Origin of the sequence: Streptomyces coacervatus (assembly GCF_029223485.1) — a bacterium.
Taxonomy (GTDB): Bacteria; Actinomycetota; Actinomycetes; order Streptomycetales; family Streptomycetaceae; genus Streptomyces; species Streptomyces coacervatus.
In genome coordinates this window covers 535,877-556,302 of sequence record NZ_JARHTP010000001.1, presented here as the reverse complement: position 1 = coordinate 556,302, position 20,426 = coordinate 535,877, and the positions used below count along the sequence as shown (strand labels likewise).

Sequence of the window (20,426 nt, the reverse complement as noted above, 5' to 3'; positions counted from 1 at the left end):
GCCGTCGTCCGCCGAGAACTGAAGACCTCGAGAACCTGCTGACAGGAAGTCCCAAGTGACCGCTTCAGAACGCACTTTCTGCAACCCGCTCGACATCGCCTACCGCTATCAGGACATTCAGTTCTCCGGCAAGGTCAGAGGCATCGAGCTCGGCGAGCCGCGGCGGAGCGTGCACCGGGAGGCAGCGGATCCGTCGATCGTGCTGTACCGGGGCCACTACTACATGTTCGTCTCGATGTCCGCGGGGTTCTGGCACTCGACGGACCTTCTGCGGTGGGAGTACCGCGCGACTTCCAAGCTCCCGGCCCTCGACTACGCGCCGGACGTCCGCGAGGTGAACGGAGCGCTCTACATCAGCGCCTCCCGCAAGGAGGACAACTGCCCCTTCTTCCGGAGCGTCGCCCCCCTGTCCGACGACTTCGTCGAGGTCACGCCGGGCACCTTCCCCTTCTGGGACCCGAACCTGTTCCAGGACACCGACACATCGGTGTACCTCTACTGGGGGTGTGACAACAAGACACCGATCTACGGAGTCCGGCTCTCCGACACATTCAACCCGATCGGCGAACCGTCCCCTCTGATCAGCTCCGATGTCCTCGCCCACGGGTGGGAACAGTTGGGCGAGGACTACGTCGTCGTACCGCCGCAGAACGAACAGGAAAGACTCGTCGCCCAGGTCACCGGCACCGCCCCCTTCATCGAAGGCGCGTGGATGACCGAGCGCGACGGAACGTACTACCTGCAGTACTCGGCGCCCGGCACCCAGCTCAACACCTATGCCGACGGGTACTACACGGCCCCGGCACCTCTGGGCCCCTTCACCTACTCGCTCGACAGCCCGTTCTCCGCCAAGCCGGGCGGGTTCATCACCGGAGCGGGACACGGCAGCACGTTCCAAGACCGGCACGGAAACTGGTGGCACGCGGCCACCATGCGCATCTCGGTCAACGACGTGTTCGAGCGCCGCGTCGGACTCTTCCCCGCGGGCTTCGACGACGACGGCGTGCTGTTCTGCAACCAGAACTTCGCCGACTACCCGATGACGGTCCCGGACGGACCGTTCGACCCGTGGACGCCCCCCGCCTGGATGCTGCTCAACTACAAGGCTGACGCCGTCGCCTCGTCCTCGGCCCCCGGCCACGACCCCGCGTCCGCCGTCGACGAGAACGTCCGCACCTGGTGGGCGGCCGCCGGCAGCGAACCGGGCGAATCCCTGACCGTCGACCTCGGTGCGAACAAGACCGTCCACGCCGTGCAGATCAACCTGGCGGACCATGAACTGGCCGACACCGCCCCGCACGCTCCGGACGGAGTGGATGTGGGCCATTCCTGGCGGGGCATCTTCCCGAGCCATCAACCGGCGGAGATCCTGATCGAGGTCTCGGAGGACGGCCGGGAGTGGACCGTCGTCCGGGACTCCCGCGGCACGGGCGCCGATGCTCCGCACGCCTTCATCGTCCTCGACCGGCCGCAGGAGACACGATTCGTCAGGGTCACCGGCGGCCGAATGCCGTTCGACGGCACCTTCGCCGTGAGCGGTGTCCGCGTCTTCGGGACGGGCGCAGGAGAGGCGCCACCCGAGGTGCGCGCTCGGGCCGCCCGTGTGGACGACCGCACCGCCCGAGTCGAATGGGACGCCGCAGCCGGAGCCATCGGCTACAACGTCCGCTACGGCCGTCACCCGCAAAAGCTTTACCACAGCTGGTTGGTGTACGAACGCACGGCCCTGGACCTGCGTTCGCTCAACGCGGGTGCGGATTACTGGGTGGCCGTCGACGCGTTCGGCGAAGCCGGCGTCACCTCCGGTGAGCCCGTGCCCACGGCGCTCAACGCCGAACTGGACGAACAAGAGGCCTGAAAGCAGCGTTGAGAAGGCGAGTTCCGAAAGGGCGGACTGAGACCGGGCTTTGATCAGCCATCACCCGCTTTTGGCCATGGTCAACCGGTACCTGCTGTGTTACGTTGCAGTCACTGTTACGTTGCCGTCATTCGGCATCGTCGCCGTAGAAGAGCGGTTCGTCATGAACAGTTACGCGCCAGTCAAAGCCATCGCATTGCAGCCCACACCGGCCGCTGTTATTCGGGCCGCCGTTGACGTCGCGCGAGACGCGTTGGGTTCCGACGTCGCCTTCGGGGCCATCGGTTCTCGCGCCGCGGAATTCCCGATCGCCTCGGCGAAAGGGATTCGCGACCCGCGGTGGAGCAGCATCGTCGTTCGACCGCACACCGGGCTCGGGGGCGAAGTCCTGGCACAGGGACGCCCTATGATCGTTGCGGACTACGCGTCGGACGCACATATCAGTCGCGACTTCGTCGAGATTGTGGCGCGGGGAGAGGGCCTGCGGGCGGTCGCCTGTGTCCCCGTGCTGGGTCCTGCGGGTGTTGAAGCGCTTCTGTACGCCGGTGCACACCTCGAAGGAGTGCTCGGCGACCGTGCGGTCACGGTCCTCGAACAGCTCAGCGCGTTCGCATCGGTGGGGCTCGAGCAGATTCGTGCGCGCGAGCTGGAACTCGAACTCGCCCGACTGCGCGAGCGGGAGCGTCTCGCCGGCCGGCTTCACGATTCGGTGGCACAACGGCTGTTCACGATCGGCGCGGTCGCCCAGGCATCTCGCGCCCAGGGCGATCCGAACGGCCTCATCGACGCGATCGAGGAGATCGAGGCGACGGCGGCGGACGCGCGCCGGGAACTGCGCGAGACACTCCTCAAGCTCCACCGTGATCCTGAGAACCTCGCATTCGACGTACAACTGGACGGTGAGCTCCGCCTGTTGGAGAACGTCACCGGTTGCACGGTGCGCGTTGTGCGGCACCGTACCTTCACCCGCATGCCGGACCACATCGCCCGACTGGTGATCGACGCGGCGGTCGAAGGAACGCGCAACGCCGTGAAGCACGGTCACGCGGGTCTCATCGAAGTCGAGATCGTGTACGACGAGGGAAGACTCTCGCTCGCGGTCAGGTCACTGGCAGTCGACGGGCCGCTGGAGCAGCCCGGCAGCGCATCGGCGACGGGGACGGGGACGGGTATCCGCACCCTGCGCACTCGCGCGGAGCGACTGGGAGGTTCGCTGCGGCTTACGGCGGTCTCGACCGGCCGGGCCGTGCTGCGGCTCGACATTCCGTACAACGATATGGCGGTTCGATGAAAGTCCTCGTTGTCGACGACCACCCGGTGGCACGCCGCGGACTGCGCGCGGTGGTGACCTCCAACCTCGGGGAATGCGAGATTTTCGAAGCCGACGACGCGACAACGGCTCTCGCTCTCGCTCACGACGAGTGTCCGGAGATGATCCTTCTGGACGCCCGGATGCCTGAGTCCATGCCACCGGAGGAGCTGTGCCGTGAACTGCGCGAGTCGCTCCCGAACGTCGTCATCGTCATCTTCACCGCCTTCGACGACCCGGAGGTCCTTCGTGCGTGCGTCGCCGCGGGCGCGAACGGGTGCCTGTTGAAGGACACTTCAGAAGTCAATATCGGCGCTGCCCTTCGAGCCCTGCTGGCGGGTCAGTTCGTGCTCGACCCGCGGATCGCCAGGCAGCTCGCCCCAGAGTTCACCAGGCGCCAGGCAAGAGGAACGGTACGGCTCACGGATCGGGAACAGGAGGTGCTCGGGCTCCTCGCGCACGGCTACTCGAACCGCAGGATCGCTCAGGAGCTCTGTCTCTCCGAGACGACCGTGAAGGGATACGTGACCGACCTTCTCCAGAAGCTGGACGCCACCTCCCGGCTGGAGGCAGTGGTCCGCGCGTACGAACTCGGGCTTGTCGCGCCCGGTGCGGAACGGGTGTGATCGCTCCGGAGGCCTGCCGGAAGTCCCTGTGGGGTTTCCAACATGGGCTGGATGAGCGCGCGTGGGACGAGGCAGATTTTTCGCGTAGCCGTCACACGACAAGGGAGTCGCCCAGAATGAACACGCAAGAGCCGTCGGCGATCGCCCGCGACGTGGAGCGCGGCAAACGCGCCGTGGAAGGCTTGTTCGAGATCATCTACGGACCGGCCGAAGGGCTCGACCGTCTCGACGAGTTCGTCGCCGAGGACTACGTCCAGCACAACCCGAACCTCGCCCAGGGACGTGAGGGGCTGAGGGAGTTCTTCACCCACATCCTGTCCCTCCCGCCGTCGGAGCGACTCGACTCCTCGAAGACGGTGACGGTCAACCTGGTCGCCGAGCGCGACCTCGTCCTGCGACACGAGATCCGCACGGACGGAGTGCTCTTCGATCTTTTCCGGGTGAAGGACGGCCTGTTGCAAGAACATTGGGACGCGTTCCGCCCGAATCCCGACACACCACCGATCTACGGGCTCTAGCGCTCCGCGCTTAAGCCGTCAGGCGATTTCCTCCTGACGGCTTAAGCAATCCTCAAAACATCGCGGACACGCTCGACTTCGAGATCTCTTGAGCGACGTCCCAATGCTCCGCGAGCTTTCCGTTCTCAACGCGCCATATGTCGACGATCGCCAGATCCGGGCTCCCGTCCGCGAATTCCATGTGCAGGTGAAGGGCAACCATCTCCCCGTCACCGATAATCCGCTTGACCGTGGCCCGGCCGCCCTTGGCCGCCTCTTCTTCCAGATATGCGATGGCGCCTTCCCTGCCTTTGCCGGCTCTGGGGTTGTGCTGGACATAGTCTTCAACGGCATACCGCTCGAAGGCTTGGCGAGCGCCATGAGCCTGAAGGGCCGAGAGGAAACCCTCGAGCACATCACGGCTCGTCGGGACGGTCATTCGTCGGCCTCCTGGTGCGACACCCGGTCAACATTGCACATTTCCATGAGTGGGCAACGATCCCGAAGCCCGGCGACAAGCTCGACAGCCGAAGACTGCGCCCCCGCCGGACATGCCGCAACGGCCATGTTCATTCAACGAACGTCTTCAACGGCGCAAGGCTGAGCAGAGGGGGCGGCACACGCCGTGCATGTCACCGGGCGCGGTACCGCGCGGGCCAGATGCCGTGCCGGCCCGGGGAGAGAATCCCCTTCGGGTCGACGGCATCCTTGATCGTCTCCGCGAAGCGCCGGTAGGCGTGGTCACCGAAGGCGAGCTGGTCCTGCGCCAGGTCCGAGAAGTCGAGGTGTGATCGGTACTCGGCGTAACCCTGCTGCCCGAGCTGCACGAGCAGTTCCTTCGCGGTGTCGATCGTCGCCCGCAGGTGGCCGGCGTCGTGCCGGTTGAAGAACATCGCCGACACGACGATCGCGGAACGCTCGTTCGTCACGAACACCTGCGCCGAGAAGTTGACGCCCGTGCGCTCGACGACCTTGTCCTTGATCTGCTGGACGACTTTCGCGACCTCCTCACCGCGCAGCGGCACGACGGGCGAGAAACCGACATGCCCCACGAAGTCGGGAAGGCTGTCGAGGATGTCGCTGCTGGGCACACCGCCGGAGATGCGGTCGATGAGCCCGGCGTCCTTGATCTCGTGCCAGTTCTCCGCCGTGTACGTCGCGAGACGACGCACCTCGCCACCCTCGATCGCGCTCCACGCCTCGCGGATCCGGCGCTCGTGCACGTCGATCACCTCGGGGTCGCCCCACAGGGCTGTACGCACGCCCCACCGGCCGAGCCCGGTCTCGTCGGCGATCGCGTCGAGCCGCTCCTCCGGCATCGCCGGGGTGCCCGGCGGCGGGATCCTGCCCTTGAACTCGGGGAAGTGCGCGTCACCCACCGTCAACAGGTCGAGCACATAGGGGATGCCGCGGAGGATCCCGTCCAACCGCAGCTCGCGCACGACGTCGATCACCTGCGCCAGCTGGTGGTAGCGCGGGACGGAGAGGTACAGCGGCGCGTACGCCTTCGGCCGGCGCTGGAGCCACACCCCCGCCTTTGTGACGATGCCGTAGTTCGACTGCGCGAACAGCGGGTCGACCACGGGCCCGAGCCCTCGCTTGTAGAGGTGCCAGGTGGGGTTGTCCTCCTGTGCGCCGAAGCCGGTGCGCAGAAGCGAGCCGTCCGCGAGCACGACCTCCAGCCCGTTCAGCGTGTTGAAGTCGGAGCCGTTCGGCAGGAACGTCTGACCGTTGTCGAGCGAGTTGCCGATGACGGAGCCCCAGCCGATGTCCGGTACGGACACGAGCAGTTCGTCGCCCTGCTCGTGCAGCACGTCGTAGAGGTCGTACCACCGGGCACCGGGCTCGACGACCGCGTACGCGAGTTCGGTGTCGACCTCCAGGACGCGGTCCATCTTGCGGAAACTGATCAGCACGGAGCCCTTGACCCGCGCCGAGGGGCCGCCGTAGCCGTTGTTGCGGCCCTGCGACGATGCCCACACCGGGACCTCGTGGCGGTTCGCGACGCGGACGATGTCCTGCACCTGCTCGGTCGTGGTCGGGAACAGGACGAGGCTCGAGTCGTACGTCCGGTCCTCCGTGGGCCAGTACGGGTCGCGGTACTCGTCGCGTTCCTCGTCGGTGACGAGCGCGTTGTCACGGCCGACGACAGCGACGAACTCGTCTCGCACGGCGTCGGGTAGCTCGAAGGGGACTGGATCACTCATGCCCGTACCTCCGTCGCGCTCAGTCGGACACCGGGAACATCGTGCATGGTTGTCTCTCCTTCTGACGTCCTCGGTCGCGGACCGACCTGCCGCTGCGAGCCTGCTCGGAGCGGCGGGTGATCGGAAGCGGGAGTGGAATTTGCCACACTGGTTTTCGAGGGACTGCGCCGCCCTGTCGTGCAGGCCTGGGGCTCGTGCTTGGCGTGGTGGGCGAGCTGCTTCTCGTCGAGGACGACGATCTCGCATCCGTCACGGCGGACCCATCCCTGCCGGGCGAAGCCCGCGAGCGACTGATTGACACTCTCCCGGGAAGCGCGCACATGCGATGCGAGCTCTTCCTGGCTGAGCCCGAGATCCACTCGGATGCCCTCCGGTGTACGGCGGCCGAACCGCTGGGCCTCGCGCAGGATCGCGCGCGCGAGCCGCGTTCCGACGTCCAGGCCGAAGACGTCGTGCAGCGCGTCGTTCTGGCGCTGCGCCCGCAGGACGAGGAGGTGGATGAAGCGCATCGCAGCCTCTGTGTGGGCAGCGAGCCAGTCGAGCATCGACCCGGTCGAGAGCTCCGCGACCCTCGCCGGGCCGAGAGTGACGGCCGTCGTGGGCTGCGGCCGCGGGTCGAAGAGGTCGAGGCTGCCCAGCAGTTCACCCGGTCCCGCGATGACGAGGATGTTCTCACGACCGTGCTCGCCGAGCCGCGAGATCTTCACTCGGCCGGAGACGACGAGATGGACGCGGATCGGGTCACCCGCCTGGAAGACCGTGTTGCGCGGGGGAAACGTGACAAAGCGCGCCCTCTCGAGGAAGTCATGTACGACGTGCTCGGGGAGTTCGTCGAGCAAGGAGGCGCGCCGGACGTCTCCGGTCGCACCCGGGGGCACCGTCACCATCGTGTACTCCGTCGTGCACGACATTCAGATCGCCGCGCCGGTGGGCAGGGATACCGAGGGTCCGCCGGCGCGGACCTGCCGTGCGGTCAGGGCGCTGTCGTGGCCGAAGATCCAGCGCATGACGTCCTCCCTGCCGGCCAGCTGGTCAGTGGTGGAGAACTCCGCGTGGCGGCCGTCGTACTGCAGCCCGAGGCGGCGGGAGAACCGCTGGATGTAGGAGGCCCGCTCGCGGCGTGCGCGGTCGTACTCCTGGAAAGCGGTGGCGACCTCGGTGAGCGGACGGTCGCGCAGCACTTCCACCAGCGCGGCCGCGTCCTCGATCGACTGGTTGCCGCCCTGCCCCACGTGCGGCAGCATCGCGTGCGCGGCGTCGCCCGCCAGCGCGACGCGGCCGCGCACCCATGTCGGGAGTGGTTCGCGGTCGTACAGCCCCCACCGGAAGGTCTTGTCGATCCGGTCGATCAGGCCCCGTACCGACTCGTTCCATCCGGCGAACTCCTTGGCCAGCTCGGCCGGGTCGCCGGGCGCGGACCAGGACTCGCGCATCTCGTCGTCCGCGGCCACGAAGGCGACGAAGTTCAGCAGCTTCGCACGGCGGACGGGAAAGGAGATGAAGTGCCGCCCCGGCCCCGTGTACAGCTGTGCCTCATGGATCGGCCAGTCGGGGAGGCGTTCGGCGGGCACGAGTCCCCGGTAGGCGATCATGCCGGAGAAGACCGGATCCGGGGCGTCCACGACGAAGGGGCGCACGGCGGAGTGGATCCCGTCCGCCCCGATCACCGCCGCCGCGGTCTCCGTGCTTCCGTCCGCGAAGCGCAGGACGAGTCCGTCGCCGTTCTCGTCCACCCCGACGAGCCGTGCCCCGAGCCGGAGCGCGTCCGGTTCCAGCCGCCAGGACAGCATGTCGATCAGATCGGCCCGGTGGATCGGCCTCGCGCCTCTCGCGTCGACCTCCGAGTCCTCGGACCGAACGCCTTCGTGGTTGTAGAAGGCCATTCTGAGCGGCTCGCGGGACTCGATCTCGCTCAGGCGGTCCGTCAGCCCGAACGAGTCGAGCACCCGCAGCGAGTTGGGAGCGAGCGACACACCCGCGCCGACCTCGCCGAGTGCTTCCGCCTGCTCGTACACCCGGACGGGGATCCCGGCATCGGCCAGCCCGGTCGCCGTCGCGAGCCCCGCGATCCCGGCGCCGATCACTGCGACGCTCTCCGCCGTACGTGCCACCACTGTCTCCATTCATCGACGACCGTGAGGGGGATGGGTGGCCGGCCTTCTCCAGAAGACCGGCCGTCTCCTGTGTCTGCGGCGGTCAGTCCTCTTCGGTGTCCTGTCCGACCGAGGCGCGCAGGAAGCCGGAGAACGTCTCCGCGGTCTGCCAGGTCAGGCTTTCGAGCTCGATGGCGTCGAGCAGGATCCGATATCCGCGGCGGTGGGCGTGGATCTCCAGTCGTTCGCCGTTGCGTGTGTAGACCTTGCGGACGCGTATGTCGGCGAACTCGTTGGAGATCCGGATCGGCGGGTCGTCGCTGTACTGGTATTCGGACATCGCGATCCCGCCTAGAGGAAGACGCCGAGGTTGGCCGTGCCGAGGATCGTGTGGTTGAGCAGCACTTCGCGTCGCCGCAGGCGCCACCCGCCCGCGTCCGAGCGCAGGGTGTCCCGGCGCTCGGCCACCAGCAGGTCGTAGTCGGTCGTGTCCCACTGGGAGCGGTGAAGCGTCAGGTAGCTCTTCACCTCCACCTCGCCCGGTCCCAGCTCTCGCACACGTACGTTGGTCACGACACGGCGGGTGCGGGAAGGCGGGTCCTCCGCCCATGCGTGCTCGGTCAGCAGCCGGTCGACGCGCAGCCGCATGCTCGCGTAGGTGTCCTTCATGTGGAACGCGTCTCGGCTGAATTCCGAGATCCCCGACGAGCGTTCCCGCGTGGTGCGGATAGGGATCAGGTACTCGAGCTCCTCCGACAGGCACGTGTCGGCCCAGCCCGTGTAGTCGGCCTCGTCAAGGAGCTCCGCCTCCCGGTACAGAAACTGCGTGCAGGACCGCTCCAGCTCCGCACCGACCAGTGGGGTACTCGTCTGTTCTACCGTCATGGCTTCGCCTTTCGCGCGGGGTCAGGAAGATATGGACGGGGCGTCGACCCGCTCGCCGCGTGAGCCGCTCTGAGCCAGGAGGCGCCGGTACTTGAGCATGCTGCGTGTCGAGTTGAGCGCGACGACTCCCGTCAGCCGCTCCTCGCGCTCGTAGAGCGCTACGAACCGCTGCTCGGCGAGCGTTCCCTCGACGATCCGGATCCGATCGGTCGGTTGCGGGACTCCCGCGATCTCGATCTTGACGCCGTACTGCTCGGACCAGACGAAAGGGACCGGTGAGTAGCTGCCGGACCGCCCGCCGTCGAGGAGGGCACGGGCGACGAACGCGCCCTGCTCCGAAGCGTTGGTCCAGTGTTCGACCCTCATGGTCTGCTCGAACAGCGGGTTGAACCACCGCGCCACATCACCCGCCGCGTAGACATCGGCGACCGACGTGGCGCAACGGTGGTCGCACAGCACCCCGTCAGAGATGTGCACGCCCGACCCGGCGAGCCAGTCGGTCACCGGCCGTGCGCCGATCCCCACGACCACGACATCGGCGTCGATCATGCGGCCGTCTCTGAGACGTACGCGCTCCACGCGCGCACCTCCGTCGAACCCCTCGGCCGACGAGCCACAGACCAGGCGCACTCCCGCGGCCAACGGAACCTCGGCACACGCGAGCGCGATCTCGGACCCGAGAATGCGTGCCATCGGAGCCGCGAGGGGCTGGATGAGCACCACGTCGCAGCCGAGTCGGCGGGCGGTCGACGCGACCTCGGAGCCAAGGAAGCCCCCGCCGACGACGGCGACGCGCGGCGAGCCCTGGAGCGCGGACCGGATCGCGAGGCAGTCGTCGACCGTGCGCAGCGGGTAGACGCCCTGGAAGAGGTCCCAGTCGCGCGGCATCCACGGTGCGCTGCCGGTCGCGATCACCAGTTGGTCGTATGCCAGCGGTTCGCCGTCGTCGAGCTCCAGTGTCTTTCCGGCCGGATCGAGGGCGCGCGCTCGCCGCCCGAGCCGCAGGTCGAGGTCGAGCGCGGCCAGCCGGTCGGCGGACAGCAGCTGGATGTCGTCCGGCGAGGCCTGTCCCCCGAGCACCGCCTTCGACAGCGGCGGACGGTCGTACGGCAGACGCTTCTCGGCTCCGACAAGCACGACCTCACCGTCGAACCCTCGATCCCGCAGGGTCTCGGCGGTTCGGATGCCCGCCAGCGAGGCGCCGGCCACGACGACGCGCCGTTGTCGGTGCATCGTCAGTCTCCCAGGTTCAGCGCACGCGCCGGGCAGTCGCGAACGGCGTGCCCGACCTGGGCCCTCAGATCCTCCGGGGGCTCGTCGACCAGAAGCTGGACGAACCCGTCGTCGTCGAGATCGAACACACGCGGCTCGGCGATGACGCAGTTGCCGTAGCCCTGACACTTCCCGCGGTCCACCAGTACTTTCATGTCTCCCGTCCCTTGCCGGCGACACGTCGCCCGTCACCAGCCGCAAAGCGCTGAGGTCGATGGAAGCCGACTGTAATGACGCTGCCCTGACGGTGAACAGCGTCCAAAGGTCGGGGACAGGTTGCTTCCTTCGGAGGGGTCACGCCGGTGGATGGCGGGGTTAGCGTCGGCGACGCTGTCGCCTGGAATCTCGACGGGGCGCCCTTCTGGAAGGGGCACCCGTTCGGCCGGCGCCTTGGAGAAAGCAAACTTGAGGAGGAACCCATGGTGGCTGCTGACCGGCAGGCCGGGACGGGCGGTTACGGCTCGCTGAACGGGACGATGCAGGCCTTCCTCTCGGAGGTCCAGAAGGATCTCGCGCAGGGGATGCTCTCGCCACGGGTGCTCAACGACCCCGACATCCACCGCGCCGAACTGGACCGCATCTTCACCAAGTGCTGGGTGTTCGTCGGACACGTCTCGGAGATCCCCAGCCCCGGCGACTACGTACTCCGCTACGTCGGCGAGGACCAGTTCATCCTGGCCCGCGACGAACAGGGAGAGATCCAGCTGCTCCTGAACAACTGCGTCCACCGCGCCTCACCGGTGTGCCGGGCCGAAAAAGGAAACACCTCACACTTCCGCTGCCCCTACCACGGCTGGATCTACAAGAACTCCGGCGAATGGAACGGCGCCCCCCACCGCGCCAAGGCATACCGCACCATCGACACCGCCCGCTGGGGTCTGCGCAAGGCACCCCACGTGGACAGCTACCAAGGGCTCATCTTCGCCTGCCTGGACCCGGACGCGGTCCCCCTGCGCGAGTACCTCGGCGACATGTGCTGGTACCTGGACGTGATCTTCGGCCTCAACGAACAGGGCATGCGAGCGGCCGGCGATCCCCACCGCTGGATCGTCCCCGCCAACTGGAAGTCAGGCGCCGAGAACTTCGTCGGCGACGCCTACCACGTCCAGTCCGCACACAGCTCGCTCGGGGACATCGGTCTCATCCCCGACAACTCGAAGTCGGTGACCGAGACCTTCCATATCGCTCTCGAGGGCGGACACGGGCTCATCGCCATCCCGAAAGCCCTCCCTGAGCCGTTCGGGGTGGGGAACTATCCGCCCGAGGTGACCTCGACCTTCGATCTGGACCGGCTCGACGACGACCAGCGCGCCTTCCTGGAGAGCGGGTACGGGGTGGTCGGCTTCACGATCTTCCCGAACCTGTCGCTCTTCCAGGCCCCTGGTTCGACGGAGGTGGGCGGGTTTCCGGCGGTCAACACCTCCCTGCGGCAGTGGCAGCCGCGCGGGCCCGAGCAGTTCGAGCTGTGGAACTGGCCCATGGTGTGGAACTCGGCCCCGCCCGAGTTCAACCAGGCCTCGTACGACGCCGCCGTTTTCAGCTTCGGGCCCTCGGGGGTGTTCGAGCAGGACGACACCGTCGTCTGGCGCGGCGGCCCCATGGTGGGCCGCTCGGCGTTCGCACGCCAGGACATGAAGCTCAACTTCCAGATGGGCCTGGACGGAATGAGCGACTACGAGCCCAGGCCCGACTGGATGGGGCCCGGCGAGGCCAGCACCTCGGCCTTCGGCGAGCGGAACCAGCGGCGCTGGTGGCAGCGCTGGAGCGAGGCACTGGCGTCGAGTTGAGGATGCGGTACCGCCGCGTCGGTCGGCGTCGGCGGCTCATCGCGGACGTGACGAACGACGCGGTATCACAACACCGATCTTGAGGAGGAGTTCATGGCGACCGTTGAACAGCGAGAGGAATCAACCAGCACGGGGGCTCGCCTGCCCGACATGGCGAGGTTCATCGACTTCCTGGAAGCCCGGAAGGCGGAGACGGAGAATCCGAAACATGCCGCGATGATCGACCTGCTCATCGAGCACTCGGTCGCCGAGGTACGCGACCACGACATCGACCGGACCATGGCGACACTGGTGGACGACTGCGTCTACCACTGCTACGGCGACCCCGTCGCGATCGCGCAGCAGGGCGGGCGGGTCGCCGACAGGGACACGGTGCGCGCCAACTACCTCCAGAACATGGCCAACGGCATGCTGGCGATGGACAGCCTCGAAGTCGAGGTCGAGCACTTCTTCATCAGCGACGACGCCATCGCCTGGGACGGCTACACACGACTTCGGCTGACTGGCGCGGCGCTGGCCGAGGCGGGCGTGCCCCTGCCGGACGGGGGAACGGCCGACGACGTCTTCGTGCACAGGTCGAGGGCGGCCGTCGTCATCCCGTTCCGCGACGGCCTGATGGTCGGAGAGGACTTCTACCTCGACGGCCAGGGCACCTTGGAAAGGGCGGCCTGACCGCCGGCGAGAAGGCTCCAAGCGCCCCCATGCAGGTGATCCACGGGGCTGGTACGCCGGCTGCGTGGATCCACGTCGAGTGACCGCGTCCCCTCAGGGGGACCGGTTCACGGCAGCAGGCGCCGCGGCCTGGGGTGTGAAGGTCCGGGCGAGGAGGTCGGCGCCGCGCGCCAGCAGGCCTACGTCCACACCGACCGCGGTGAACGTGGTGCCGAGGTCGATGCACCGTCGTGCGAACGCGGGGTTGGTGGTCAGCAGGCCTGCCGGTTTGCCGGCCGCGCGCACGCGTCCGATCGCCTCCTCCACTGCCGCGACGACGCTGGGCGCGTTCGGGTCTCCTGGGTGGCCGAGGCTGGCGGCCAGGTCGCCGGGGCCGATGAAGATCCCGTCCACGCCGTCGACGGACGCGATCCGCTCGATCTGCCCGAGGGCGCGCCGCGACTCGACCTGCACGAGGACGCACAGTTCGGTGTGCGCGAGGGCGGCGTAGTCCTCGACCCGGCCGAACCGGGTGGCCCGGGTCAGCGCCGACACGCCCCGGACCCCCGTGGGGGCGTAGCGGGTGGCGGCGACCGCCGCGCGCGCCTCCTCGGCCGACTCGACCTGCGGTATCAGCAGCGACTGCGCGCCGACGTCCAGCAGCCGCTTGATCACGACGGGATCGTTGACCGGCGGACGCACCACCGGCGAGCAGGGGTAGGGGGCGACCGCCTGGAGCTGTGAGAGCACGGTCGCGACATCGGCGTGCGAGTGCTCGGTGTCGAGCAGCAGCCAGTCGAAGCCGGCGCCCGCGACGATCTCGGCCGGGTACGGATCGGCCAGCGAGCACCACAGACCGATCAGCTGCTCGCCCCGGGAAAGCGCCGCCTTGAACGCGTTCGGCGGCAGCGGCCACTGGCCCGGCGCCGGCTGCGCGCTCACCGGAACGCCACCCCGATCGAGCCCAAGGGGCCGTAGTCGGCGTGGATGACGGTGTTCGGTTCGACCGAGACGGGCCGGGTGAAGGAGCCCGACAGCAGCAGCTGACCGGCTTTCAGGTGCTCACCGACCGCGGCGAGCTTGTTCCCGAGCCATGCGATGCCTGCCGCCGGGTGTCCCATGACGGCGGCCGAGACGCCGGACTCCTCGATCACCCCGTTCTTCGACAGCGTCGCGGCCACCCACCGGACGTCGACGTCCATCGGGCGTACGACGCGACCGCCGACGACCACGGCAGCGGCGGCGGCGTTGTCCGCGATGGTGTCGGTGATCGAACGCGGCACCTCGGTGCGGTAGTCGATCACTTCGAGGGCGGGGACGACATACTCCGTCGCCCGCAGGACGTCGTGGACGCGCAGGTTCGGCCCGTGCAGGTCCGCTCCGAGCACGAACGCGAGCTCGACCTCCAGTCTGGGTTTGAAGTAGCGGCTCGCGTCGAGAGTGGCGCCGTCGCCCACGACCATGTCGTCGGTGAGGAAGCCGTAGTCGGGCTCCGTCATCTGCGAGGCCATCTGCATGGCGCGGGACGTCAGTCCGATCTTGTGTCCGACGAGCCGGGCGCCGGCCGCCACCCGCTCCGCCGCCCAGAGTTGCTGGATGGCATAGGCGTCGACGATCTCGAGATCGGGATAGGTATGGCTGAGCTGGGTGATCGGTCGCCGGTCGCGGTCGGCCTGTATGAGGGCAGCCGCGGCTGCGCGACGTTCCGCTTCGGTGATCACAGAGGTCCTCTCAATGGCTGCGCTGTGCGGACACGGGCGGGGTCGGCAGCCAGGCCTCACCCGGCTCGACGACGAAGGTGAACTCGAGGCTGTACCAGGGCTCGGTCACGTCCGGGTCCGGCGCGGGCTCGTTCTCGTGGCGCTCATAGGTACCGATGAGGCGCTGTACGACGCCGAACTGCGCGTCGGTCTCCAGAATGGGGTCGTCGTGGCTGTAGAGCTGGGAGGCGATGGTCTTGTAACCCGGTTTGTAGATCAGCGCATGGAGATGGGCCGGCCGGAAGGGATGGCGCTTCAGCGCGGCCAGGAGATCACCCACAGGCCCGTCCGTCGGTATCGGGTAACCGGAAGGCTTGATACTGCGGAAGGCGAAGACACCTTCCGCGTCGCTGAAGAACTTCCCGCGGAGATTCCACTCGGCCTGCTCGGGATCCTGGTTCTCGTAGAGGCCAGCCGGTGACGCATGCCAGACGTCGACTTCCGCGCCGGCGACCGCGTTCCCCTCGGTGTCGACGATCCGGCCGGTGAAGAACAGCGGCGGTCCCTCGGTGGGCGAGCGGACGATCGACTCGCCGTTGTCCATCCTCGGACTGCCCTGGCGCCAGAACGGGCCGAGCAGGTTCGCCGAGGTCGGACTGTCCTCGGTGCCGTTGTTCATCAGGGAGACCAGCGTCGACAGTCCCAGTGAGCCCGCCATCAGTCTGACCTCGTTGTGGCTGGGCGTGGTGAGCCGCCCCAGCCTGGTCACGATGTCGAGGGAGGCGTCGAACTCCTTCTCGGTCAACCGTACTTCGCGGGCGAAATCGTGCAGGTGCCGCACCAGCGCCCGGACGATCTCCCTGACACGCGGATCACCGGCCCGCTCGGTCTCGGCAAGTACCGCCGCGGTGAGCTGGTCCTCGTCTTGGATGATCACGTCGGTGTCCCCTGGTGACGGTCGGCCGCCGGCCCGCGGCACGCACTGCCACGCGAGTATCCGAAGGCCCTCCGGCCCGCACAACACCACTGTTCATCCAGTGGACAACGAGGCACCGCGACCTCGACGAAGCTCCGCAGACGTTGTTCGTTCAACGGCCACCGCAGCGCCCCCGCAAGCCGAGTCCATGCACCATGGCCGGTCAGGACTTTCCACGGGCCCCGGACTCGCGTGCCCCGGCCCGGAATGTCGGCGAGCCGCCGCACGGACAGGGAGGACACCATGTCCAGCCATGACAGTACCGGCCACGCCGGGCCCGAGGTCTCGTACTGCCCTTACCCCCAGTACGCCCAACTGCGAGAGCAAGGTGTGGCCTTCGTCGAGGAGGCCAACGCCTTCATGGTCACCAGGGCCGACGACATCGACGCGGTCCTGCGTGATGTCGAGACGTTCTCCTCGCTCGACGCGCTCGGACTCCCGCCGATCGAGCCCGGGAACGAGCCGGCGAGGACCGGGTTCTATCTGATCACCAGTGATCCGCCGGAACACACCGGGCGCCGTCGCCTGGCGGCCAGGGCGTTCACCTCCCGCCGGATCGCTCCCTTCGAGCCGCAGATCCGGGCGATGTCCACGGAGCTGATCGAGGGCCTGCGCGGACGCGACGAGGTCGACTTCGTGGCCGACTTCGCCGTCAAGCTGCCCATCGCTGTCATCGCCACGGTGCTGGGCGTGCCGGAAGCGGACACCGCCGAGATGCGGCGGCTCTCGGAGAAGGTGCTCGCCTTCCTCACCTACTCACCCGACCTGCAAGGCTTCATACAGGCCTGCGAGGAGTTCGGCGCGCTCCTCGCGCCGGCACTGGAGGCGGCGGCAGGTGTCGAGGAGGAGACCACCATTCTCCATACGATCGCCGCATCCGGGCTCGACGCGGAGGACGCCACCCGGTTCGTCCTCGAGCTGCTGTTCGCCGGCAATGTGACGACCGCCGATGCCATCAGCAGCGGCGCCCGGCTGCTGGCCGAGGATCCGCCGCTGGCCGACCAGTTGCGCCAGGACCCCTCGCGGCTGGCCCCGTTCCTGGAGGAGCTGCTGCGCCTGGAGTCACCGGTCCAGGGGCTGTACCGGACCGCGACCCGTGACACCGAGCTCGGCGGCACCCCGATTCCGGCCGGCGCTCGCCTCCTGGTGAGTTTCGGCGCCGGCAACCGTGACGCGAAGCTGGCCGAACGGCCCGACGAGATCGACCTCGACCGTGTCTCGCCCCACGCCCACCTCGCGTTCGGCCGGGGAGAACACACATGCCTGGGACACGCCCTCGCCCGCCTCGAGGCACGCACCGCTCTTGAGGTGCTGCTGCGCACGGTGCCACGCTTCGAGTTGGCGATTCCACCGGAGCGGCTCGACTACCAGCCCGGCCTCAACGTAAGGCATCTGCAGTCCCTGCCGCTTCGACTGCACTGGTCCTGAAGTACTGTGCGGAGAAGCGGTTGCCGGGGCGGCCTTCCTCTGATCCTGTGCTCCGTCCGAGGCCGAGAGGCTTTCGCCGATGCGCGCACCGGAGGGCTGCCGCGGACGTCCACCAACCGTTCGCCGCCCACGATCTTGGTGTAGGTGATATGCCGCAAGGGGGAGCAGGTCCACCGGCAGCTGGTATCGAGCGGGTGGAGAGTGTGCGGTCGCCTGCGTTCGTCGGCCGGGATGTCGAGCGACGGTGGCTCGAAGAGGCACTGATCCGGCCGTCGACGAGGTTGGTGGTCATCGAGGGTGAGGCCGGAATCGGCAAGTCCCGTTTCGTGAAGGAGACCGTTCAGGCCCCGATGCCCGGCCACGAGGGTGTGCTGGTCCTGCGATGCCCCCCCGATCAGCACACCGTTCCCCCTGGGCACCCTGATCGAGGCCCTCTCACCGACTCCGCCCGACGGCGTGCGGCTCGGGCGCCTGGCCGGGGCTCTGCGGCCGCTCTTCCCCGAGTGGTCCGACTTCCTGCCCGAACCGATGCCGCCGACGGAGAGTGCCGGACTGGAGCGGCATCGCCTTTTCCGGGCTCTGGACGAGCTGTTGCGCGCGATGGGTGCCCATACGGTGGTGCTCGAAGACGCGCACTGGGCGGACGACACCACCCACGAGTTCCTGCTCCACCTGGCAACCGTCGAGGTCGACACCCCTGTCCGGGTGATCGAGACTTGGCGCAATGAGGAGCGGCCGCCCCGCGAACTGGTAGCGCGGATCCTGCGCATAGCCTCCGGCAGCACCGGACGGGTGATCCGCCTGGGCCCTCTCGACCTGGCCGGCACGGAGAGGTTCGTGGCGTCGATGCTGGGGGGTCTCGTCGCCTCGCCCCGCGTCGCCGGTCTCCTCCACCGTCGCACACAAGGTGTTCCGCTCCTGCTCGAAGACCTGATCCGGACGTTGCACGACCGGGCTCGGAAGAGCCCCGGCGAGGAGCACTGGAGCCCCGCCGGCATCGCTGCTCTGGCGCCGCCCGCCAGTCTCCGCGAGTCGGTGACCTCGCGTATGGATCGGCTCGCGCCGTCGGCCCGGCTGGTGGCCTGGGCACTCGCCGTCCTCTCCGAACCCGCCTCCGTCCCCTTGCTCTCCGTCGTTACAGGACTGGACCACCAGGCGACCAGCACAGCGGTCGACGAACTCGTCGCCTCGCATCTGCTGAGCCTGCTCGCGGACGGTGAGGTCTCCTTCAGACACGCACTGGTCCTCGACGCGGTCACCGAAGAGGTCCCGCTGGGAGAGCGTTCACGGCTCCACGCACGTGCGGCAGCGGCGTTGGGCGCGCTACCGGCCCCGCCCGTGGTCCAACTGGCGCGGCACCTGAAGCAGTCCGGCGACGCAGAGGGCTGGGCACGGTACGCGGAAGAGGTCGCCGACCTCGCCCTGGGCCGCGCCGACGACCGCACGGCGGCCGACATCCTGCTCGAGCTCGCGACCGCCGTCACCCAAAGCCCCACCGACCTGACCCGGATCGTGTCGAAGATTCCCTTTCCGGTCTTTCGCAGCGTCGATGAGTACCGAGTCGTCGTGGACGTCCTTCGGTCGGTGGCGCAGGACCGGGCGTTGCCGCGGCTGGAGCAGGGACGCGTCCGCTGGCAGTTGGCCCGCGTCCTGATCATGGCGGACCGGATGAGCGAGGCCGCCGAGGAGACCGAGCGGGTGATCCCGTTGCTTGCGGACGACCCGGTGCTCGCGGGGCAGGCGATGATCAGTCTGGTGCATCTGTCCTGGCCGAACTGGGAATTGGCGACACGGGCCGAGTGGCTGCGTCAGGCATCACAGCTCCTCGCGAACCGTGACCCGGCGTCCGAGCTGCATCTCGTCACCGATCTCGCGACGGTCCTCCTGCGATTCGGATCCGCGGAGGGCTGGACCGAAGCCGCCAAGATCCCGACACACGACATAGCGGTCCGCGACCGGCTGACCGTGGCCCGCGGCCTGGGGAACGTTGCGCACTGCGCACTGGTCTGGGGCAGATACGGCACGGCCCGCGCGACCCTGGCAGCCGCAGTCGACCTGGCAAGCACCTATGAGTACCTCCGTCTGTCCACCGGACTCGAGGCCATGGGTCTGCACCTCGACTATCTGGAGGGCTCCTGGGACGGGCTGCGGCAGCGTGCGGCGGCGCTCGTGTCCGCCGGCCGCGGAGCGGTGGGCGAGCGCCTTGAGGCCGAGATCGTGGAGGCGCGACTCCTGGCCGTGGAAGGCGACTTCGCCGAGGCGGGCCGTCGCCTGCGCACCATGCTCGATCACCCCGCCAGCCAGTTGGGCCCGGAGCTCGTGATGGAGACCCGTGCGGGGCTGGCCGAGGTCGCGATCGCCCGGGGCGAACCCGCGGAGGCCCTCTCCCTGACAGATGAGCCGTTCCGTCTGATCCAGCACACGGGGGTGTGGTTGTGGGGCGGCGATCTGGTGCGGACACGTGTTCAGGCGCTCCTGCTCACAGGCCGGAACGCGGTTGCTCGCGACATCGTCGACTCGATGGCGGTCGGCCTGGCCGAGACCCACTCCGCCGCCACCGACGCCGCGCTGCTGAGCTGCCGTGCGATGGTGGCGCGCGCCGACGGGGATCTGGCCGGCGCGCGGGAGCTGCACCACAGGGCCGCCGCCGCGTGGCGGGGGTTACCCCGACCGCATCATGAGCTGCGTGATCTCGAGGCGGCGGCCCGGTGTCTGCTCGACGATGGGCACGGGGCAGGAATCGCGGAGCTTCGCGACGTCCTGAACGGGTACTCGCGGCTGGGAGCGGTCGTCGACGGCGAACGAGTCGTCGAGGTACTGCGGACGGTCGGTGTCAACGCCCGCCCGCCGGGAAGACGTGGCGGAAGAACCGGGTACGGCACTCGGCTGTCTCCTCGCGAGCGGGAAGTGCTCCGTCTCGTCGCGGCCGGGGAGACGGACGCGGCCATCGCGGCCAGGCTGTTCAAGTCGCTCAACACGGTCCATTCACAGGTGAAGTCCGCCAAGCGGAAACTCGGGGTGTCCACCCGGGCCGAACTGGCACGCGCCGCCGCCGACCTGGTGGAGGAGGACGGCGACCAGCGCCTGGATTCGAGCGGCGGGTGAGGCCCCGTCCCGTGGTCGCACGGGGCCCCACC

At 68.3% G+C, this 20,426-nt stretch carries 19 protein-coding genes; 8 read left to right on the top strand and 11 right to left on the bottom strand.

Going from position 1 to position 20,426, the window contains the following annotated elements; all coding sequences use genetic code 11:
• Positions 1–55: 55 nt before the first annotated feature.
• From P2Q00_RS02445 to P2Q00_RS02430, 4 genes are all read left to right on the top strand, one after another.
• The gene (locus P2Q00_RS02445; RefSeq protein WP_275768953.1) at positions 56–1,858 is read left to right on the top strand and encodes a family 43 glycosylhydrolase; all 1,803 of its coding nucleotides are present in this window, start codon (positions 56–58) and stop codon (positions 1,856–1,858) included.
• A gap of 49 nt (positions 1,859–1,907) precedes the next feature.
• Positions 1,908–3,149 carry a GAF domain-containing sensor histidine kinase gene (locus P2Q00_RS02440; RefSeq protein WP_275768951.1) on the top strand — a complete coding sequence of 414 codons (1,242 nt, stop codon included), beginning with the start codon at positions 1,908–1,910 and terminating at the stop codon, positions 3,147–3,149.
• The gene (locus P2Q00_RS02435; protein WP_275768949.1) at positions 3,146–3,793 is read left to right on the top strand and encodes a response regulator; all 648 of its coding nucleotides are present in this window, start codon (positions 3,146–3,148) and stop codon (positions 3,791–3,793) included. The genes P2Q00_RS02440 and P2Q00_RS02435 overlap by 4 nt, the downstream gene beginning before the upstream one ends.
• A 116-nt stretch (positions 3,794–3,909) precedes the next feature.
• Entirely contained in the window at positions 3,910–4,311 is a 402-nt protein-coding gene (locus tag P2Q00_RS02430) for a nuclear transport factor 2 family protein (protein WP_275768947.1), read from the top strand.
• 52 nt (positions 4,312–4,363) lie between these two features.
• Here the strand turns inward: P2Q00_RS02430 and P2Q00_RS02425 are convergent, their stop codons facing one another.
• The 8 genes from P2Q00_RS02425 to P2Q00_RS02390 form a co-directional block, all read right to left on the bottom strand.
• Positions 4,364–4,729, bottom strand: coding sequence for a nuclear transport factor 2 family protein (locus P2Q00_RS02425; RefSeq protein ID WP_275768945.1), 366 nt, complete (start codon positions 4,727–4,729; stop codon positions 4,364–4,366).
• A 193-nt stretch (positions 4,730–4,922) separates the two neighbouring features.
• Positions 4,923–6,497 carry an FAD-binding oxidoreductase gene (locus P2Q00_RS02420; RefSeq protein WP_275768943.1) on the bottom strand — a complete coding sequence of 525 codons (1,575 nt, stop codon included), beginning with the start codon at positions 6,495–6,497 and terminating at the stop codon, positions 4,923–4,925.
• The gene (locus P2Q00_RS02415) at positions 6,494–7,384 is read right to left on the bottom strand and encodes a Crp/Fnr family transcriptional regulator (protein WP_275768941.1); all 891 of its coding nucleotides are present in this window, start codon (positions 7,382–7,384) and stop codon (positions 6,494–6,496) included. Before P2Q00_RS02415 ends, P2Q00_RS02420 begins: the two co-directional genes overlap by 4 nt.
• Before the next feature lie 24 nt (positions 7,385–7,408).
• Entirely contained in the window at positions 7,409–8,608 is a 1,200-nt protein-coding gene (locus tag P2Q00_RS02410) for an FAD-dependent monooxygenase (RefSeq protein ID WP_275768940.1), read from the bottom strand.
• Positions 8,609–8,693: 85 nt separating this feature from the next.
• The gene (locus P2Q00_RS02405) at positions 8,694–8,930 is read right to left on the bottom strand and encodes a dihydrodiol dehydrogenase (protein ID WP_275768939.1); all 237 of its coding nucleotides are present in this window, start codon (positions 8,928–8,930) and stop codon (positions 8,694–8,696) included.
• 11 nt (positions 8,931–8,941) lie between these two features.
• The gene (locus tag P2Q00_RS02400; protein WP_275768937.1) at positions 8,942–9,475 is read right to left on the bottom strand and encodes an aromatic-ring-hydroxylating dioxygenase subunit beta; all 534 of its coding nucleotides are present in this window, start codon (positions 9,473–9,475) and stop codon (positions 8,942–8,944) included.
• Between the two features lie 21 nt (positions 9,476–9,496).
• Positions 9,497–10,708: an NAD(P)/FAD-dependent oxidoreductase gene (locus P2Q00_RS02395; protein WP_275768935.1), complete on the bottom strand. Its 1,212-nt coding sequence runs from the start codon at positions 10,706–10,708 to the stop codon at positions 9,497–9,499.
• A gap of 2 nt (positions 10,709–10,710) precedes the next feature.
• Positions 10,711–10,902 (bottom strand): ferredoxin, encoded by a 192-nt coding sequence (locus P2Q00_RS02390; RefSeq protein WP_275768933.1) that lies wholly within the window; start codon positions 10,900–10,902, stop codon positions 10,711–10,713.
• Between the two features lie 264 nt (positions 10,903–11,166).
• Between P2Q00_RS02390 and P2Q00_RS02385 the strand changes: the two genes are divergently transcribed.
• Positions 11,167–12,534 (top strand): aromatic ring-hydroxylating oxygenase subunit alpha, encoded by a 1,368-nt coding sequence (locus tag P2Q00_RS02385; protein ID WP_275768931.1) that lies wholly within the window; start codon positions 11,167–11,169, stop codon positions 12,532–12,534.
• Between the two features lie 93 nt (positions 12,535–12,627).
• Positions 12,628–13,206, top strand: coding sequence for a nuclear transport factor 2-like protein (locus tag P2Q00_RS02380; protein ID WP_275768929.1), 579 nt, complete (start codon positions 12,628–12,630; stop codon positions 13,204–13,206).
• Between the two features lie 93 nt (positions 13,207–13,299).
• On the opposite strand, the gene P2Q00_RS02375 is transcribed toward P2Q00_RS02380, so the two are convergent.
• Genes P2Q00_RS02375 through P2Q00_RS02365 form a run of 3 tightly spaced genes read right to left on the bottom strand, consistent with a single transcriptional unit; the run spans position 13,300 to position 15,822 of the window.
• Positions 13,300–14,127, bottom strand: a complete 828-nt coding sequence (locus tag P2Q00_RS02375) for an aldolase/citrate lyase family protein (protein WP_275768927.1) — start codon at positions 14,125–14,127, stop codon at positions 13,300–13,302.
• Positions 14,124–14,906 carry a 2-oxo-hept-4-ene-1,7-dioate hydratase gene (hpaH, locus tag P2Q00_RS02370; RefSeq protein ID WP_275768925.1) on the bottom strand — a complete coding sequence of 261 codons (783 nt, stop codon included), beginning with the start codon at positions 14,904–14,906 and terminating at the stop codon, positions 14,124–14,126. The genes P2Q00_RS02375 and hpaH overlap by 4 nt, the downstream gene beginning before the upstream one ends.
• A 10-nt stretch (positions 14,907–14,916) precedes the next feature.
• Positions 14,917–15,822, bottom strand: coding sequence for a dioxygenase family protein (locus P2Q00_RS02365; protein ID WP_275768923.1), 906 nt, complete (start codon positions 15,820–15,822; stop codon positions 14,917–14,919).
• Between the two features lie 282 nt (positions 15,823–16,104).
• Here P2Q00_RS02365 and P2Q00_RS02360 point away from each other — a divergent pair, with 282 nt between their 5' ends.
• Together P2Q00_RS02360 and P2Q00_RS02355 are read left to right on the top strand one after the other, a co-directional pair.
• A complete protein-coding gene (locus P2Q00_RS02360) occupies positions 16,105–17,289 on the top strand; it encodes a cytochrome P450 (protein WP_275768921.1) in 1,185 nt (394 codons plus the stop codon).
• A 456-nt stretch (positions 17,290–17,745) separates the two neighbouring features.
• Positions 17,746–20,394 (top strand): ATP-binding protein, encoded by a 2,649-nt coding sequence (locus P2Q00_RS02355; RefSeq protein ID WP_275768920.1) that lies wholly within the window; start codon positions 17,746–17,748, stop codon positions 20,392–20,394.
• Positions 20,395–20,426 lie beyond the last annotated feature (32 nt).

Coding starts and splice junctions, on each gene's coding strand:
- P2Q00_RS02435 (WP_275768949.1), top strand. CDS start 3,146: ATGAAAGTCCTCGTTGTCGACGACCACCCGGTGGCACGCCGCGGACTG.
- P2Q00_RS02430 (WP_275768947.1), top strand. CDS start 3,910: ATGAACACGCAAGAGCCGTCGGCGATCGCCCGCGACGTGGAGCGCGGC.
- P2Q00_RS02425 (WP_275768945.1), bottom strand. CDS start 4,729: ATGACCGTCCCGACGAGCCGTGATGTGCTCGAGGGTTTCCTCTCGGCC.
- P2Q00_RS02420 (WP_275768943.1), bottom strand. CDS start 6,497: ATGAGTGATCCAGTCCCCTTCGAGCTACCCGACGCCGTGCGAGACGAG.
- P2Q00_RS02415 (WP_275768941.1), bottom strand. CDS start 7,384: ATGGTGACGGTGCCCCCGGGTGCGACCGGAGACGTCCGGCGCGCCTCC.
- P2Q00_RS02405 (WP_275768939.1), bottom strand. CDS start 8,930: ATGTCCGAATACCAGTACAGCGACGACCCGCCGATCCGGATCTCCAAC.
- P2Q00_RS02400 (WP_275768937.1), bottom strand. CDS start 9,475: ATGACGGTAGAACAGACGAGTACCCCACTGGTCGGTGCGGAGCTGGAG.
- P2Q00_RS02395 (WP_275768935.1), bottom strand. CDS start 10,708: ATGCACCGACAACGGCGCGTCGTCGTGGCCGGCGCCTCGCTGGCGGGC.
- P2Q00_RS02390 (WP_275768933.1), bottom strand. CDS start 10,902: ATGAAAGTACTGGTGGACCGCGGGAAGTGTCAGGGCTACGGCAACTGC.
- P2Q00_RS02385 (WP_275768931.1), top strand. CDS start 11,167: ATGGTGGCTGCTGACCGGCAGGCCGGGACGGGCGGTTACGGCTCGCTG.
- P2Q00_RS02380 (WP_275768929.1), top strand. CDS start 12,628: ATGGCGACCGTTGAACAGCGAGAGGAATCAACCAGCACGGGGGCTCGC.
- P2Q00_RS02360 (WP_275768921.1), top strand. CDS start 16,105: ATGTCCAGCCATGACAGTACCGGCCACGCCGGGCCCGAGGTCTCGTAC.